At 67.0% G+C, this 17,387-nt stretch carries 15 protein-coding genes; all 15 read left to right on the top strand.

Going from position 1 to position 17,387, the window contains the following annotated elements:
- Positions 1-178 precede the first annotated feature (178 nt).
- The 15 genes from VGC77_RS23635 (at position 179) to VGC77_RS23565 (ending at position 17,071) form a co-directional block, all read left to right on the top strand.
- Positions 179-1,144, top strand: coding sequence for a LysR family transcriptional regulator (locus VGC77_RS23635; protein ID WP_331173992.1), 966 nt, complete (start codon positions 179-181; stop codon positions 1,142-1,144).
- Between the two features lie 72 nt (positions 1,145-1,216).
- A complete protein-coding gene (locus VGC77_RS23630; RefSeq protein WP_331173991.1) occupies positions 1,217-2,467 on the top strand; it encodes a Zn-dependent hydrolase in 1,251 nt (416 codons plus the stop codon).
- A gap of 236 nt (positions 2,468-2,703) precedes the next feature.
- Positions 2,704-3,621 (top strand): NAD(P)-dependent oxidoreductase, encoded by a 918-nt coding sequence (locus VGC77_RS23625; RefSeq protein ID WP_331173990.1) that lies wholly within the window; start codon positions 2,704-2,706, stop codon positions 3,619-3,621.
- A gap of 342 nt (positions 3,622-3,963) precedes the next feature.
- Positions 3,964-5,532 (top strand): tyrosinase family protein, encoded by a 1,569-nt coding sequence (locus tag VGC77_RS23620; protein ID WP_331173989.1) that lies wholly within the window; start codon positions 3,964-3,966, stop codon positions 5,530-5,532.
- 1 nt (position 5,533) lies between these two features.
- A complete protein-coding gene (locus VGC77_RS23615) occupies positions 5,534-6,301 on the top strand; it encodes a DUF2182 domain-containing protein (protein ID WP_331173988.1) in 768 nt (255 codons plus the stop codon).
- Positions 6,298-6,945, top strand: a complete 648-nt coding sequence (locus tag VGC77_RS23610; protein WP_331173987.1) for a DJ-1/PfpI family protein — start codon at positions 6,298-6,300, stop codon at positions 6,943-6,945. Before VGC77_RS23615 ends, VGC77_RS23610 begins: the two co-directional genes overlap by 4 nt.
- A gap of 37 nt (positions 6,946-6,982) precedes the next feature.
- Entirely contained in the window at positions 6,983-7,408 is a 426-nt protein-coding gene (locus tag VGC77_RS23605) for a hypothetical protein (protein ID WP_331173986.1), read from the top strand.
- Between the two features lie 234 nt (positions 7,409-7,642).
- A complete protein-coding gene (locus VGC77_RS23600) occupies positions 7,643-8,902 on the top strand; it encodes an ABC transporter substrate-binding protein (RefSeq protein ID WP_331173985.1) in 1,260 nt (419 codons plus the stop codon).
- Between the two features lie 190 nt (positions 8,903-9,092).
- Positions 9,093-9,968: a branched-chain amino acid ABC transporter permease gene (locus VGC77_RS23595; protein WP_331173984.1), complete on the top strand. Its 876-nt coding sequence runs from the start codon at positions 9,093-9,095 to the stop codon at positions 9,966-9,968.
- Position 9,969: 1 nt separating this feature from the next.
- Complete coding sequence (locus tag VGC77_RS23590; RefSeq protein WP_331173983.1) at positions 9,970-10,893, top strand: branched-chain amino acid ABC transporter permease; 924 nt, start codon at positions 9,970-9,972, stop codon at positions 10,891-10,893.
- Positions 10,893-12,374, top strand: a complete 1,482-nt coding sequence (locus VGC77_RS23585) for an ATP-binding cassette domain-containing protein (protein WP_331173993.1) — start codon at positions 10,893-10,895, stop codon at positions 12,372-12,374. Before VGC77_RS23590 ends, VGC77_RS23585 begins: the two co-directional genes overlap by 1 nt.
- A 167-nt stretch (positions 12,375-12,541) precedes the next feature.
- On the top strand, positions 12,542-13,978 hold the full coding sequence (locus VGC77_RS23580; RefSeq protein ID WP_331173982.1) for an amidase: 1,437 nt from the start codon (positions 12,542-12,544) through the stop codon (positions 13,976-13,978).
- Between the two features lie 125 nt (positions 13,979-14,103).
- Complete coding sequence (otnI, locus tag VGC77_RS23575; RefSeq protein ID WP_331173981.1) at positions 14,104-14,886, top strand: 2-oxo-tetronate isomerase; 783 nt, start codon at positions 14,104-14,106, stop codon at positions 14,884-14,886.
- Positions 14,883-16,157 (top strand): 3-oxo-tetronate kinase, encoded by a 1,275-nt coding sequence (otnK, locus tag VGC77_RS23570; protein WP_331173980.1) that lies wholly within the window; start codon positions 14,883-14,885, stop codon positions 16,155-16,157. The genes otnI and otnK overlap by 4 nt, the downstream gene beginning before the upstream one ends.
- Positions 16,158-16,276: 119 nt before the next feature.
- Entirely contained in the window at positions 16,277-17,071 is a 795-nt protein-coding gene (locus VGC77_RS23565) for an enoyl-CoA hydratase/isomerase (protein WP_331173979.1), read from the top strand.
- The last annotated feature ends 316 nt before the right edge of the window (positions 17,072-17,387 follow it).

Below are 17,387 nucleotides of genomic sequence, written 5' to 3'. Positions count from 1 at the left end.
GCGTCGAGCGATGGCAACGTCGGGGCCGCACCGGGAACACGCGGTGCCGTCAAAACGGTCATGTAACGATCCTGCCTATTATCTCGACAGCAATGGAGCCTAGGCCTACTATAAAGTCTAATCTTCTCTTATGATCAATGTCGATAAAATTCTTTTATCTGACAAAAGGTGCCTGCAGATGCCGGATTTCAAGGCCATCGAGACCTTCCTGTGGGTGGTGACGCTCGGCAGCTTCCGCGGCGCCGCGCAAAAACTCAACACCACGCAGCCGGCGATTTCGCAACGCATCGCCCAGCTCGAGCGCGAACTCGGCGTCAAGTTGTTGCAGCGCGACCACCGCAGCGCCTCGCCGACGCCGAGCGGCCGGCAGATGATGGTCTATGCGGAAAAGCTGATCGGGCTGCGCTCGGAGATGCTGGCGGTGGTCGGCGATCGTTCGGCGATGCGCGGCGTGCTGCGGCTCGGCGTCGCCGAGACCATCGTGCACACCTGGCTGCCGCAGCTGATCAAGAGCGTCAACCGCGCCTATCCGAATCTGTCGCTGGAGATCGAGGTCGAAATCACCCCGGACCTGCGGGCGCGACTGATGGCGCAGGAGATCGATCTGGCGTTCCTGCTCGGCCCGCTGCCGGATCCCACGGTGCGCAACCGGCTGTTGTGCGACTACCCGGTCGGCTTCCTGGCGAGCCCCTCGCTCGGGCTCGGCGACGGCACGTTGACGCTGCGCGATCTGGCCAAACATCCGATCATCACCTTCCCGCGCAAGTCGCAGCCCTACGAGACCATCCGCTCGCTGTTCAGCCGCCCGGAGCTGCCGCCGATCCGGCTGCACGCCTCGGCCTCGCTGGCCACCGTGATCCACATGGCGGTGGAAGGCCTCGGCATCGCGGTGATTCCCACCGACATCGTCGAGGCCGAACTCGCCGACGGCCGGCTGCAGCTTCTGACCACCGACCTGCACATTCCGCCGCTGACGTTTTCGGCGAGCTGGCTGGATTCCGCCGACACCACCGCGGTGGAGCGCGTCGCCAACCTCGCCAGCGAAATCGCCGAGGTCGGCGGCTTTGCCGGCAAGCCGGGCTCGCCGGCGCGGTCGCAGACCCCGCCCGCCAGCAAACGCAGCTCGCGCGAGCCGATCGGTTGACGCCGCGCCGTCGCCGCGCCATGGACAAGGCATCGTCCGATCGATGACGCCAACCGCAATCGGGACATCCGCATGATCAACCTCGCCTCCAATCTGCAAATCGATGCCACTCGGCTGTGGAGCACGATCCACGACACCGCGAAATTCGGCGGCACGCCGAAGGGCGGGGTGCGGCGGCTGACGCTGAGCGCCGAGGACAAGCAGGTGCGCGACTGGTTTGCCGCGGCGCTGAAGGCCGCCGGCTGCGAAGTGCATGTCGACGCGCTCGGCAACATGTTCGGGCTGCGCAAAGGTCGCGACATGTCGAAGCCGCCGATCGGGCTCGGCTCGCATCTCGACACCCAGCCGACCGGCGGCAAATTCGACGGCATTTTGGGCTCGCTCGCAGCACTCGAGGTGGTGCGCACGCTGAACGACGCCGGCATCGAGACCGAATTGCCGCTGTGCGTCGCCAACTGGACCAACGAGGAAGGCTCGCGCTACGCGCCGGCGATGATGGGATCGGCGGCCTATGTCGGCGAGTTCACGCCGCAGGATATTCTGTCGCGCAAGGATAGCGACGGCGTCAGCGTCGCCGAGGCGCTGGACGGCATCGGCTATCGCGGCGACAGCCCGCTCGGCACGCAGAAATTCAGCTCGTTCGTCGAGCTGCATATCGAGCAGGGCCCGATCCTGGAAGCCGAAAACAAGACCATCGGCGTGGTGGATTCCGGGCAGGGCGTGTTGTGGTACGACGGCCGCGTTGCCGGCTTCGAAAGCCACGCCGGCTCGACGCCGATGCAATTGCGCCGCGACGCGCTGGCGGCGCTGTCGGAGGTCGTGCTTGCGGTGGAGCGGATCGCCACCGAGCTCGGCCCCAACGCGGTCGGCACCATCGGCGAGGCGGTGATCGCGCGGCCGTCGCGCAACGTGATTCCCGGCGAGATCGCCTTCACCATCGACATGCGCAGCGCCGATGAGGCGATCATGGACGCGCTCGACAAGAATTTGCGCAGCGCCGCGGCGGAAATCGCCGCGCGCCGCAAGGTCGAGATCGCGCTCGATCTGGTGTGGCGGATCGCGCCGACGCATTTCGACGCCAGGCTGGTCGACGCGGTGCAGACCGCAGCGACCGAGCTCGGCTACAGCCATCGCCGCATCACCTCGGGCGCCGGCCACGATTCCTGCAACCTCAACACCGTGATGCCCGCGGCGATGATCTTCGTGCCGTGCAAGGACGGCGTCAGCCATAACGAGCTGGAAGACGCCAAACAGGCCGATTGCGGCGCCGGTGCCAACGTGCTGCTGCATACCGTGCTGGCGCTGGCCGGCGTGGCGAAGTAATCAGTTCATCGGCTACGATCCCGTGCGCAACGAGCGAGGTCCCACCTCTCCCATAGGGAGAGGTCGGCCGGCGAGCGCAGCGATGCCGGTCGGGTGAGGGGTTACGACCGATCGATAGGTCGTAACCCCTCACCCCACCCCTCTCCCCATGGGAGAGGGAGCCTGCTGCCGACGTCGACACGCCTCGATCCGCCGGCGCGCCCGAAACGATTGGACGAAACCGTAAGGAAAACGCGATGCACGCGGTCTTTGTCGACGCCAGCGAGACGCTGGCGGATCTGTTCGAAACGGTTTCCACCCCGCTCGATCTGCCGATCATCGTCAACCGCGATCCCGACGTCGCGCCGCGGCAATTGCCCGGCGTGATGTTCGGCAACGCCGCGATCGCGATCATCGATCACACCGCGCTGCCGACCGAGATCGCCCGGCAATGCCTCGGCCTCAGGCATGTGGTGTTTCTCGGCACCGGCGCCCGCAGCTACATGAACCCGGAAGAACTCGCCGAACTCGGCATCACCGTGCACCTGATCCGCGGCTATGGCGACACCGCGGTGGCGGAATGCGCGATCGCGCTGATGTGGGCCGGCGCCCGCGGCCTCGCCCACATGGACCGCGAGATGCGCGCCGGCAATTGGCTGCGCGAGGACGGCGTGCAGCTCACCGGCAAGACCCTGGGGCTGATCGGCTTCGGCGGCATCGCCGCCGAGGTGGCGCGGATCGCGCGCGGCTCCGGCATGAAGGTGATCGCCTGGAACCGGACGCCGAAATCCCATGACGGCGTCGAATTCGTCGAACTCAACGCGCTGCTGGCGCAAAGCGACGTGGTGTCGCTGCATCTGCTGCTGACCGACGAGACCCGCGGGTTTCTGTCGCGTGACAGAATTGCCGCGATCAAGCCCGGCGCGATCCTGGTCAACACCGCGCGCGGCGCGCTGGTCGACGAGGCGGCGATGATCGAGGCGCTGCGCGCCGGCCAGCTGCGCCACGCCGGGCTCGACGTGTTCGACACCGAGCCGCTGCCGGTCGGCCATCCGCTGACCCGGCTGTCCAACGTCACGCTGTCGGCGCATTCCGCGTTCCGCACCCCGGAGGCCAGCGTCAATCTGGTCGAGGCGGCGCTGGTGCATTGCAGAAGGATCGTCGCCGCCGGTTAGGCGCGCGCGGCGTCGTGGCCGGCGAAACACATTCAGCAGCATCTCGGCCGCCGCCAAATTCCATGAACCAATTGCCCCGTCGCGCGACGTATTTTAGGCTTACTACCACGACCCCTGCGTGTTGATCGTTACTGATCGCGTGCATAGGACGCCGGCCATTCGCGGGCCGTTTTTGACATTGCCGAACACCCATTGATGCGGTCTTGTTTCCGAAAAATTATGTTTGGAAAGGCTTGTTGAGCTTTCCCGCGTTGCGATCGTTTTTGACTGCCCTTCGATCACCCACCTCATCCAAAGCTGTCGCATCCATGATGACGGCAGCCGGTGCCATGGGAGCGCGCTATGCATACTCGGCGAAATGTCTGGAAACTGTCGCCGCAGCCCTGGCCGGATCTGCTATTGTGGTATGCCAAGGCGGTGCGCGAGTTGCAGTCGTGCCCGACCGCCGATCTGACCAGCTGGAATTCGCTCGGCGCCATGCACGGATTCGACCAGCAGCTCTGGATCGCCTTCAACTACATCTCTGCGTCGACGCCGCTGCCGTACGCCGCCGACCAGGCGCGATACTGGAAGCAGTGCCAGCATCAGAGCTGGTACTTCCTGCCCTGGCATCGCGGCTATCTGTGGGCCTTCGAGGCGATCGTGCGCGCCGCGGTGGTCAAGCTCGGCGGGCCGGAGAGCTGGGCGCTGCCGTATTGGAATTACAGCGACACCCACGACGCCAATGCGCTGAAGCTGCCGACCGCGTTTTCCGCGCCCAAGTTGCCGGACGGCAGCGCCAACCCGCTGTTGGTGACGCGGCGCTACGGCGACGGCACCGGCCATGTTGTGATCCGGCCGAGCGACGTCACGCTAGGCGCGCTGACGCAATCGCAATTCGCCGGGCCGCCCGGGGGCGGCGGACCGACCGGATTCGGTGGCCCGCAGACCGCGTTCCAGCACGACGGCACCGACAACGGCCAGCTCGAACGCCAGCCGCACAATGGCGTGCATGGCTTCGTCGGCGGCCAGAAGCCCGGCAGCAATCCCAACGATCCGCGCAGCTACGGCCTGATGTCGATGCCCGACACTGCCGCGCTCGACCCGATCTTCTGGCTGCACCACGCCAATATCGATCGGCTCTGGGTGGTGTGGCGCGAGCGCACCGCGACGCATTTCGATCCGACCGAAAAAACCTGGCTGACCGGACCTGCGGCGCGCACCTTCGCCGTCCCGAAACCGGATGGCCGCCGCCACGACTTCGCCGCGCGCGACGTGGTCGACACCGCGACGCTGGGCTACACCTATGATGATACGTCCGATCCGCTCGGCGGAACCCATCGGCTGGTGGCGCGGTTGGATCGGCTGGCACTGCCTCAGGTGACCGCGAGCGCACAGGAGATTCTGGTGGCGGAGCGCAAACCTGCCGAATTGCTCGGCGCCAACAAGACCGCGGTGCAGATCAGCGGCGCGGCGGTCGAAACCGCAGTGCGGCTCGACACCGGCATCAAGGACAAATTGATCCGCAGCTTCAGCGCGCGCAATTTGACCGCGGCGCCCGGCGGCGCCAGCGCGGCGATCGAGCCGGACCGCGTGTTCCTCACGCTCGAGAACATCCGCGGCGTCAACGATGCCGCGGTGTTCTACGTCTATATCGACCTGCCGAAGGACGCCAAGCCGGAGGACAATCCGGATCACCTCGCCGGCGTGGTGTCGCTGTTCGGCGTGCGCAAGGCATCCGCGACCGATAGTACGCATGGCGGCAACGGCATCAACGAGACGCTCGAGATCACCAACGTCATCGACAAGCTGCACCTCGGCCACAAGCTCGACGCCGACCAGCTCAACGTCCGCTTCGTCTCGCGCACCGAGATCACGCCGGACGATGCGATCTCGGTCGGCGGCGTCAGCGTCTATCGGCAGGGCGAGTGACATGAAGCCCGGCGGCGTGGCGCTGGCGCTGGTGCGGCGGCAATCGCCGGCACTGCTGGCGGCGAGCGCCGCAGGCTGGGCCGCGCTATTGGCGTTCGATCACGCGATGCTGCTGCCGGCGCTGTGCGGGGCAAGCGCAGGCGGCGCGGATCGTCTCGCCGCGACGCTGGCGCTCAATCCCCCCGGGCTGCTGATGCTGGTCTGGATTGCCATGCTGCTGGCGATGATGCCGCCGCTATTGACGCAGCCGATCGCGCATCTGCGCCAGCGCAGCCTGGCGCGGCGGCGCTGGCGCGCGCTCGCGGTGTTTGCTGCGGGCTACGCCCTGGTGTGGTGTTGCGCCGGCGCGGTGCTGATCGCATCGGCGCTGGCGCTGAGCCTGCTGCAGACGGTGAGCGGCGTTCCGGCGTGGGGCTTCGCCCTCATGCTGGCGCTGCTCTGGCAGTTCAGCCCGGCCAAACAGCTCTGCCTGAACCGCTGCCACCGGCTGTCGCGGCTGTCGGCCTTCGGCCTGCGCGCCGAGCTCGATTGCCTGCGCTATGGCGCGGTGCACGGCGTCTGGTGCGTCGGTTCGTGCTGGGCGTTGATGCTGCTGCCGCTGACCGCCGGCGCCGCGCATCTGGCGGTGATGGCGGCGGCTTCGCCGGCGCTGCTGCTGGAGCGCACCTGCGCGCCGCGGCCGGCGCATTGGGCTTTGGCGCGGCCGCGCTGGCTGGCTCGGCCCAGACTTTTCCCCCGCACCACGCTACGCGCGAGGACCGCACCATGATCATCGGCATTCCGGTCTATCAGGGCGTCGACCTGCTCGACGTCGCTGGCCCCCACGAGGTGTTCGGCTGGATGGAGGGCGACATCGAGATCCGTCTGATCGCCGCCTCGCTCGACCGCCCGATCGTCACCCGCGACAAGTTCAGCTTCAACGCCACCCACAGCTTCGCGCAGACCCCGGATCTCGACGTGCTGTGGGTGCCGGGCGGCGATCCGCCGATGCTGGCGCAGATCATCAACGGCGCGGCGTCGCGCGATGACCTCGACTTCCTGATCGATCGCGGCAGCCGCGCCACCTGGGTGTGTTCGGTCTGCGAGGGCGCGCTGCTGCTGGCGGCGGCGGGACTGCTCAACGGTTATCAGGCGACGACGCATTGGTTGTTCCTCCCATGCCTCGCTTCATTCACAGGCGTCACCGTGGCCCCTGGCTTTCCGCGCTTCGTGCTGGATCGCAACCGTCTCACCGGCGGCGGCATTTCCTCCGGCCTCGACGAATCGCTCGAACTGGTCAGGTTGCTGCAGGGCGACGGCGCCGCGCGCGATATCCAGCGCACCATGCAATACTATCCGCAACCCCGCTTCCCGAGCGATCTGCAGGCGCCGCAGCGTTGCGAATTCGCCGGGCTGACGCAGCCACCGCATTAACCGCATCAACATCGGTGTCGCCACCAGGGAGCCAGCCATGCCAAGCTCAGATCTCGCCGGACGATGGACCTATCGCAGCTTCCGCAACAATCCGGCGCCGGTGAACGACGATCCCGACAAGCTGGCACAATTGCTGTTCGCCGAAGCCGAGTTCCGCTTCGAGCCCGTCACCGACACGTCCTTCAAGGGCGTGATCGACTGGGGCAGCGGCGGGCTCGATCTTGCCGGCATCATCACCGCCGGCAGTGCCGACACGCCGGTCGCTTTCGCGATCACCGGGCTCGGCCGCCCCGGTAGCGAAACCGATGGCTGGCAATACGACTACAATGGCTGCATCGCCCACCAATGGCCGAACGGCATCGACCAGGTCCCGGCGTTGGTCGGCTCGGTGATCCGCGTCAAGCGGCACGGCGAGTCGCCCGCCGGCTATTCGGCGTCGTTCATCGCGGTCAAGTGGCCGTAGAGTGTCGCTATGGTCGTCTGCCGCGGCGGCAGGTCGCGACGCGCCGCGGCACGCCAGTCAACCGCAAGCAGCAACACGAAACCCGCGTGCCTCCGACGCTGCACTGCACCGTGACGTCCCCGCGAACGTGAAACGGTTTTCCTTGCCGCCGCGCCGCGGCGCGCTAAACTTCCTCCACGGCTGATCAACAAGCCCGGCCAACGCGCCGATATATATCAGGGTGGAGAACCAATCATGACGACAGGCCATTTTCGTCCATGGTCGCGGCGCGCGCTGCTGCTGGCCGCCACCGCGCTCGGGCTCGGCGGCGCGCTCGGCGCCGAGTCCGCGTTTGCCGCCGATCCGATCAAGATCGCGGTGATCGCCGAAGCCCAGGCGATTGCCGGCGCTTCGATCCCGCAGGCGGCACAGATGGCCGCCGACGAGATCAACGCCAAGGGTGGCATCGACGGCCGCAAGGTCGAAATCGTCACCTACGACAACCATTCCTCCTCGGCGGATTCGGTGCGCGCGTTCCAGCGCGCGGTCAGCGAGGACAAGGTGCACGCGGTGATCTCCAGCTATATCAGCGAGGTGGTGCTGGCCTTGATGCCTTGGGCGTCGCGGCTGAAGACCCCGTTCATTACTCCGGGCGCCGCCTCCAACGAAATCACCAAGGCGATCCACGCCGATTACGAGAAGAACAAATACACCTTCCACGGCTATCTGACCTCCGGCGAACTCGCCACCTCGGTGTGCGACGCCGCCAAGGACCTTTTGGTCGACGCCAAGAAGATGACCACCGCGGTGATCATGAGCGAGGACGCCGCCTGGACCAAGCCGCTCGACGTCGGCTACGAGGAATGCCTGCCGAAGATCGGGCTGAAGGTGCTCGACCACATCCGCTTTTCGCCCGACACCACCGACTTCACCCCGATCTTCAACAAGATCGAGGGCGCCAAGCCGGACGTGATCATCACCGGCATTTCGCATGTCGGCGTGCAGCCCACCGTGCAGTGGAAGAACCAGCAGGTGCCGATCCCGATGCTCGGAATCTCGTCGCAGGCCACCAATTCCTCGTTCGGCAAGGACACCAACAACGCCTCCGACGGCGTGCTGTTTCAGGGCGTCTCCGGCCCCGGCGTCGCGGTGACGGCGAAGTCGATCCCGTTCGCCGACGGCTTCAAGGCGAAGTTCGGCAACTTCCCGTCCTATGCCGGCTACACCGCCTATGACGAGGTGTATTACATCGCCGACGCGGTGAAACGCGCCGGCTCCACCGACGCCGACAAACTGGTGACGGCGCTGGAGAGCACCGACTGGGAAGGCACCATCGGCCGCATCCAGTTCTACGGCAAGGACGAGCCCGCCACCCACGGTCTGAAATACGGCAAGGGACTGATCACCGGCTTGATGCTGCAATGGCAGGACGGCGTGCAGACCAGCGTGTGGCCGCCGGAGGTGGCGAAGGCGCAGATCAAGTTCCCGAGCTTCATCAAGCTGACGACGAACTGACGGGCGCGGCCTTCCCTCTCCCCTTGTGGGAGAGGGTGGACCGGACGAAGTCCGGGCCGGGTGAGGGGGCGCTGCAGAACTCTACCCCTCACCCGACCGCGCTGGCGCGCGGCCACCCTCTCCCACAAGGGGAGAGGGAAGGAGACGCGTTCGTTTCGCCGCGCTTCAATCGCACTGGACAGATTTCTAAATGCTAGCCCTGCAAATCCTGATCGACGGCTTCGCCATCAGCGCGCTGTATGCGCTGGGCGCCACCGGATTCACGCTGATCTTCGGCGTCTCCGGCGTGCTCAATCTGTCGCACGGCGCCATCATGGTGCTGGCGGCGGTGGCGGCCTGGGCCGCCTCCAGCGTGCTCGGCGTCAACAGCTATGCCGGGGCGCTGATCGGCATCGCGACCGCGCTGCTGGCGGCGCTTGTGACCTATTTCGCGGTGGTGCAGCCGATCCAGCGCTCGCGCCGGATCCCCAACGAGGAGAAGGAGATCTTCGTGCTCACCGGCACGCTCTTGTGGGGCATCATGATCCAGGAGCTGATCGCCTATTGCTTCACCAACAACGCCAAGACCGTGCTGCCGATCGTCGAAGGCGTGATCAGCATCCTCGGCGTGCGCACGCCGAAGAACGAGATCTTCACCGCGCTGGTGTGCTGCCTGGTGATCGGCCTGTTGTGGCTGGTGGTCAACCGCACCCGCACCGGCAAGGCGGTGCTGGCGGCCTCGATGAACCCGCGCGGCGTGACGCTGCTCGGGCTGGAACTGACCAACATCTACATCGTGGTGTGGGCGATCTACGGCACGCTGGCCGGCATCGCCGGGGTGCTGCTCGGCATGTTCCTCGGGGTGTCGTCCTACAGCGTCGGCCCGCTGACCGCGAGCGCGTTCTCGATCGTGGTGCTGGGCGGGCTCGGCAGCGTGTCCGGCTCGCTGATCGCCGCCTTCGTGGTCGGCTATCTGGAGACGCTGACCGCCTATCTGTTGTCGCCGGCCTACCGCACCATCCCGGCGCTCTTGCTGCTGGTGATCGTGATGTATATCCGGCCGCAGGGCCTGCTCGGGAGGCGCTGAGATGGGCTTGTTCAAATCCCGGCTGTTCTGGATCGGGCTCGGCGTCGTGGTGGTCGCCGCGACGCTGCCGCTCTACGTCTCCGGCTACATCCTTGGCCTGCTCACCGTGGCCTATTACTTCGGCGTGTTCGCGATGGCCTGGGACCTGTTGTTCGGCTTCGCCGGCGAGGTGAATTTCGGCCCGACCTTCCTGATCGGGGTCGGCGCCTACACCGCCGGCATCCTCAACAACCAATATGGCTGGTCGGTGTATCTGTGCATCTTTCTCGGCGCGATGGCCTCGGTGGTCGCGGGCTTCGTGCTGGCGCTGCCGGCGCTGCGGGTGCGCGGGCCGTATTTCCGGCTGACCACGCTGGTCGCGGTGCTGATGCTGCAGAATTTCATCGTGGTGTTCGCCGATCTCACCGGCGGCGAAATCGGCCTCACCATCCCCGACGTGATCTCGATCAACGCCGGCACCAATTACTGGATCGCGCTCGGCTTCATGACGATCAGCGCTGTCATCCTCTACGGCCTGTCGCAATCGCCGATCGGCCTGGTGCTGCAGGCCTCGGGCCAGGACCCGGTGCAGGCCGGCGCGCTCGGCTTCAACATCGTCAAGCACAAGCTGTTCGCCTTCGTGGTGTCGGCGTTCTTCTCAGGCCTCTCCGGCGCGATGCTGGTGTTCTATTTCGGCACCGCCTCGGTCGGCACCGTGGTCGACGTCGCGGTCGGCGTGCAGGTGATCGTCGCCGCCGTGCTCGGCGGCCGGCGCACCGTGCTCGGCGCTGCACTCGGCGCCATCTTCCTGATCGTCGCCGGCGAATTTCTGCGGCCGACCGGCGAACTCGCCACGCTGATCGTCTCCGCGGTGGCGCTGTTGGCGATCCTGTTCTTTCCCGGCGGCTTCCTCGGGGCGGCTTTGTCGCGCGAGGCCCGCACATGATGCACGGCCCGACCAATCTCGCCCCGGTGCTCGAAGTGCGCGGCCTGACCAAGCGCTTCGGCGGGCTGACCGCGGTGAAAAACCTCAGCCTGGAGCTGCGCGCCGGCGAGATCTTCGGGCTGATCGGCCCGAACGGCTCCGGCAAATCCACCGCGATGAAGTCGATCATGGGAATCGAGCGGCCGACCGCGGGCGAGGTGCTGTTCGAGGGCGAAAACCTCGCCGGATGGCCGGCGCACAGAATCGCGCGGCGCGGCTTCGGCATGGTGTTTCAGCATTCCCGGCCGCTGAACCGGCAGACCGTGCTGGAAAACATCATGGTGGCGCTGCTGCCGGACAGCCTGCTGATGCTGTTCGCCGACAAGGCGATGACCGAGCGCGCCAAATGGATCGCCGAGCGCGTTGGGCTGGCCGCGGTGATGCACCGCCGGCCGCCGACGCTGCCGTTCGCCGATCTGCGGCGGCTGGAGCTCGCCAAGGCGATCGCGCGCGACCCCAAGGTGGTGCTGGTCGACGAACCGTTCGCCGGGCTGACGTTCGCCGAGGTCGGCATGTTCTCCGAACTGATCCGCAGCTTCCGCGACGAGGGCCGCGCGGTGATGCTGGTCGATCACAACGTCAAGAGCGTCGCGGCGCTGGTCGACAGCGTGCTGGCGATGTATCTCGGCGAGGAGATCTGCACCGGCCCGGCCAGCGAAGTAATGAAGAACGAAACCGTGCGGCGAGTCTATCTCGGCGGCGCGATCGAGACCGCGGCGCGACCGGAGACCTGCTTCAAGGACAAGGTGCCGCTGCTGCAGGTGGAGAACGTCAGCGTGCAATACGGCAAGGCGCAGGCCTTGCAGAACGTTTCGATCCACGTCCATCAGGGCGAGTTCGTCTCGGTGGTCGGGCTGAACGGCGCCGGCAAGACCACGCTGTTCAACACCATCTCCGGCTTTTTGCCTTACTCAGGCGAGATTTTTCGCGACGGTGAAAAGCTGCGCGGCGCGAGCCCCGCCAAAATCGCCCGCAGCGGCCTCGTGCAATGCCCGGAGAGCCGCGAATTGTTCGGCGAGATGAGCGTGCGGGAAAATCTCGACCTCGGCGGCCACCATCTGAGCGACGCCGCGCGGAGCAAACAGATCGGCTGGCTGTTCGAGCTGTTTCCGATTCTGCAGGAACGCCAGAGCCAGATGGCGCAGACTTTGAGCGGCGGCGAGCAGCAGATGCTGGCGATCGGCCGCGCGCTGATGATGCAGCCGAAGATTCTGATCCTCGACGAGCCGACGCTGGGGCTCGCGCCGGTGATCCTCGAACAACTCTCGAAAGCGCTGGAGAAATTGCGCCAGACCACCGAGATCACCGTGCTGCTCGGCGAGCAAAACGTCACCTTCGCGCTGCCGCACGCCGACCGCGTTTACGTGCTGGAGCACGCCCGCATCGTCTGGGAGGGCGATCCGGCGCGCTTTGCCGCCGAAGCCGGCGAGGGCTATCTCTGATCCGATCGTCCGCCATCGAACGCTTGATCGCGCAGAGTGAGCGCGGCGCGACAGCCCGTCACGCCGGCAACGGTCGGGCCGCTTTGCCGCGCGCAGCGCATGCAGCCGTGGCGGTTGACAGCGCGCCGCCTGATGCACCAGCCTGCGCCGAGATCCGGAGGGCGCGCGTGACATCTGGCGATGATCTGATCCGTGCGACGGCGTGTGACGTCGTCGACAAGCTCAATGCGGGCGAGGTCTCGCCGCTGCAACTGCTCGATGCGCTGGAGGTGCGGATCGCCGCCGTCGACGGCGCGGTCAACGCGCTGCCGACGCGATGCTTCGACCGCGCCCGCCGCAACGCCGGCGCCTTGATGCAGCGGCCGCGCGGCGAACGCGGGCTGCTCGCCGGGCTGCCGCTGCCGATCAAGGATCTCACCGACGTCGAAGGCGTGCTGTCGACGCAAGGATCAAAGATCTTCAAGGATCACGTCCCGGCGCGCTCCGACCTGATGGTCGAGCATCTCGAAGCCAATGGCGCGGTGATCTACGCCAAATCCAACACCCCGGAATTCGGCGCCGGCGCCAACACCTTCAACGAATTGTTCGGCGCCACGCGCAATCCGTGGGATCTGTCGCGCTCCGCCGCGGGCTCCTCCGGCGGCGCCGCGGTGGCGCTCGCCACCGGCATGGCCTGGCTGGCGCAGGGCTCTGACATGGGCGGCTCGCTGCGCAATCCGGCGAGCTTCTGCGGCATCGTCGGGATGCGGCCGAGCATCGGCCGCGTCGCGCATAGTCCCGCCTTCAAGATCGACCGCACGCTGGGCGTCGTGGGGCCGATGGCGCGCAATGTCGAAGATCTCGCGCTATTGCTCGACGCGATGAGCGGCGAATGCGCCGCCGACCCGTTGTCGCTGCCGTCGCCGCGCGATTCGTTCCGCAGCGCCGCGCGCTCCGGGCGGCGGCCGAAGCGCGTCGCCTATTCGCCCGACCTCGGCATCACCCCGGTCGATCCCGAAGTGGCCGCGATCACCCGCAAGGCGGCATTGCGCTTTGCCGAGGCCGGCGTGGCCGTCGAATTGGCGCATCCGGATCTGCGCGAGGCGCATGATTGCTTCCAGGTGCTGCGCGCGTTCGATTTCGCGATCAGCAAGGCGCGATTGCTGCGCGAGTGCCGCGATCAGTTGAAGCCGGAAGTGGTGTGGAATATCGAACAGGGCCTCAAGCTCACGGTCGACGACCTGGCGCGCGCCGAAGCGCAGCGCGTCGCGATGACGGCGCGCACGCTGGAATTCTTCGAGAGCTACGACCTGTTGCTGACGCCGGCGACCATCGTGGCGCCATATCCGATCGAGCAGCGCTACGTCGCCGAATGCGCCGGCCAGCGCTTCGACAACTACGTCGAGTGGCTGGCGATCGTCTACGCGATCACGCTGGTATGCTGCCCGGCGCTGTCGATGCCCTGCGGCTTCACCGCCACGGGGTTGCCGGTCGGCTTGCAGATCGTGGCGCCGCCGCGCGGCGAAGCCAGGCTGCTCGCCGGAGCCGGCGTGCTCGAGGAGATTTTCGGGCTGCGCGGCGCAACGCCGATCGATCCGCGCCCGGCGCCGCCGCCGGCGGCGTAGCGCGCGGCGCCTGTTGCAGAGGCGAGGCGGCCTGCGCAAAAATGTGATCGCGGCCGGCTGCAGTGGCCTCGCTCCTATGGCACAGTCGAACGCCGCAGGTCGCTGCGGTAGACGAGGACGTTTCGATGCCGCGCTTTGCCGCCAATCTGACCATGATGTTCACCGAACTGCCGTTTCTCGATCGCTTCGCGGCCGCGGCGGATGCCGGCTTCACCGCGGTGGAATTCCTGTTTCCCTATGAGCATCCGCCTGAAGCGATCGCCGAGCGACTGCGGCGCCATGATCTCACGCAGGCGCTGTTCAACCTGCCGCCCGGCGATTGGGCCGCCGGCGAGCGCGGCTTTGCCGCGCGGCCGGACAAATTCGCCGAGCTGCAGGCAGGCCTTGCCACCGCGCTGCGCTATGCGCAGGCCACCGGCGTCAAGCGGCTGCATCTGATGGCCGGGATCGCCGATCGCGGCGATCCGCCAGCGGGCGTGGCCTATCGCAAATCCGTCGCGGTCGCCGCGCATTTCTTCGCGCCGCACGGCATCGACGTGCTGATCGAGCCGATCAACCGCCGCGACGTGCCGGGCTATTACCTCGACGATTTTTCGTTCGCGCGCGACCTCATTGTCGAGCTGAAGATTCCCAATCTGAAACTGCAATTCGACGTCTATCACTGCCAGATCCTGCACGGCGACGTCACCACGCGGCTACGCGAATTGCTGCCGCTGATCGGCCATATCCAGATCGCCAGCGTGCCATCGCGGGGCGAGCCTGACGATGGAGAATTGAACTACCCGTTCCTGTTCGAAGAGCTCGACCGGCTCGGCTATGCGGGCTATGTCGGCTGCGAATATCGGCCGCGCGGCGCGACGCCGGACGGGCTCGGCTGGTTCGCGCGCTATGCCGGGGCGCGCGAATGACGCTTTCGCTGGGCTGCATCGCCGACGACTACACCGGCGCCTCCGACCTCGCCAACACGCTGACGCGGCAGGGGCTGCGCACGGTGCAGACCATCGGCGTGCCGGCCGACGCTCTTATCTTGCCCGAGGTCGACGCCGTGGTGGTGTCGCTGAAAAGCCGCTCGATCGCAGCAGCATCGGCGGTGGAGAAATCCCGCGCCGCGGCGGCCTGGCTGCGCGGCCGCGGTGCAGCGCATCTGTTGTTCAAGATCTGCTCGACATTTGACTCCACCGACCAAGGCAATATCGGCCCGGTGCTGGAGGCGCTGCGCGCCGATGCCGGCGACGCCATCGTGCTGGTGACGCCGGCGTTTCCCGAAACCGGCCGCAGCGTCTATCAGGGCCATCTGTTCGTCGGCGCGGTGTTGTTGCACGAAAGCCCGCTGAAGGATCATCCGCTCAATCCGATGCGCGATTCCAATCTCGTGCGGGTGCTGGGGCGACAGAGCCACTGCAAGATCGGCCTGCTCGCTCTCGCGACGGTGGCGGCGGGCGGCGATGCGGTCCGGGCACGGCTGGCCGTCCTCGCGGCGGAGGGCTGTGGCGCGGCGATTGCCGACGCGGTGTTCGAACGCGACCTCGAAACGCTCGGCGCGGTGGCGTTGCATCATGGCGTGTCGGTGGGGGCGAGCGGGCTCGGCCTCGGACTGGCGCGGGCGCTGCGCGCCAGCGGCCGGGGGACGCCGCGGCCGGCTGCCCCCGATGCCGAGCCGGCGATCGGCGGCGCCGCGGCGTGTCTCGCCGGCAGTTGTTCGCAGGCGACGCTGTTGCAGATCGCGCGCGCCGAGGCCGCGATGCCGGTGCTGCGGCTCGATCCGGATCGGCTGATCGCCGGCGCCGGCGGGATTAAGCGCGCGATCGCTTTCGCGGCCGAGCGGATCGGCGAGGGGCCGCTGCTGATCGCCTCGAGCACCACGCCGGATCTTGTCGCGGCGCTGCAGGCCCGCCACGGCCGCGACGCCGCCGGCCACGCCATCGAACAGGCGTTAGCAGAGATCGCCGCGGCGCTGGTCGGGCTCGGCGTGCGGCGGCTGGTGATCGCCGGCGGAGAGACCTCCGGCGCGGTGGTGGATCGGCTCGGCCTTGCGGGCTTTATGGTCGGTGCCGAGATCGCCGCCGGGGTGCCGGTGCTGCGCAGCGTCGGGCCCGCGCCCGGGATGCTGCTGGCGCTGAAGTCCGGTAATTTCGGCGGCCCGGACTTTTTCAGCGACGCGCTGCGCCTGATGCGGTGAGCCGCGACGGCGCCGTCACCCTGCATGGACAACCAGGCGCGAAGAATCGAAGATGTGCTGGCGAGTGACCAAGACATTCCATCGCGCGAAATCAACCGCGAAAATTAGCAGAGGAAACCATGCAGTTCAAACACGTGACCCTCGATGTCGACGGCGCGGTGGCGGTGCTGAGGCTCGACCATCCCGAGGTGATGAACGCGGTGTCACCCGAGCTGCTGGGCGGGCTTGCCGAAGCGCTCGACGCGGTCGAGCACGACAAGGCCAAGCTGCGCTGCGTGGTGATCACCGGCGCCGGCCGGGCGTTCTGCGCCGGCGCCAATCTGCAGGGCCGCAATCTCGCCGAGCCCGGCAAGGTCGTCAACGCCGGCGCGGCGCTGGAGACCGCGTACCATCCGTTGTTGCGCCGCTTGAGGAACCTGCATTGCCCGATCGTCAGCTCGGTGAATGGCGTGGCGGCCGGCGCCGGGATGAGCATCGCGCTGATGGGCGACATGATCCTGTGCGCGCGCTCGGCGTATTTCCTGCAGGCGTTTCGCCGCATCGGGCTGGTGCCGGATTGCGGCTCGACCTGGCTGTTGCCGCGGCTGATCGGCAGGGCGCGGGCGCTGGAATTGTCGCTGCTCGGCGACCGGCTGCCGGCCGAGACCGCGTTGCAATGGGGTCTGGTCAACCGGGTCTATGACGACGCCGCATTGTGGGACGAGACGATCAAGCTGGCGCACGAATTGGCCAGCGGCCCGACCGTGGCGCTGGCGCTGATCCGCAAATTGTACTGGGACAGCGCGGAGAATTCCTACGAGCAGCAGCTCAATCTGGAATGCCAGTCGCAGCGCATCGCCGGCGCCACCGCCGACTTCAAGGAGGGCGTCGCCGCGTTCCTGGAGAAGCGCGCGGCGACGTTTCACGGCGAGTAGTTGGGCGAGGGCGTGCTGGAAAATGGCGTTGGTTGTTTACGACCCGCCATGCGCCGTCATCCTGAGGAGCCGTGGGTTTTCGCGCGGCGTCTCGAAGGATGACGGCGACAGCAGCGTGGCTGTGGCCATCCTTCGAGACGCCCGGCTGCGCTCTTCGAGCTCAGCCGGGCTCCTCAGTGTCTGACCGAAAAAGCAGCGAGTAAAATCAGGCGTTTTTGTCATTGCGAGCCGAGGACGGCGCGCAGCGCCGGCTTCGATGCGAAGCAATCCAGGGGCTTCACGCGTGGCCCTGGATTGCTTCGTCGCAAGAGCTCCT

Origin of the sequence: Rhodopseudomonas sp. (genome assembly GCF_036404135.1) — a bacterium.
GTDB lineage: Bacteria > Pseudomonadota > Alphaproteobacteria > Rhizobiales > Xanthobacteraceae > Rhodopseudomonas_A.
This window is presented reverse-complemented; position numbering and strand designations above follow the sequence as displayed.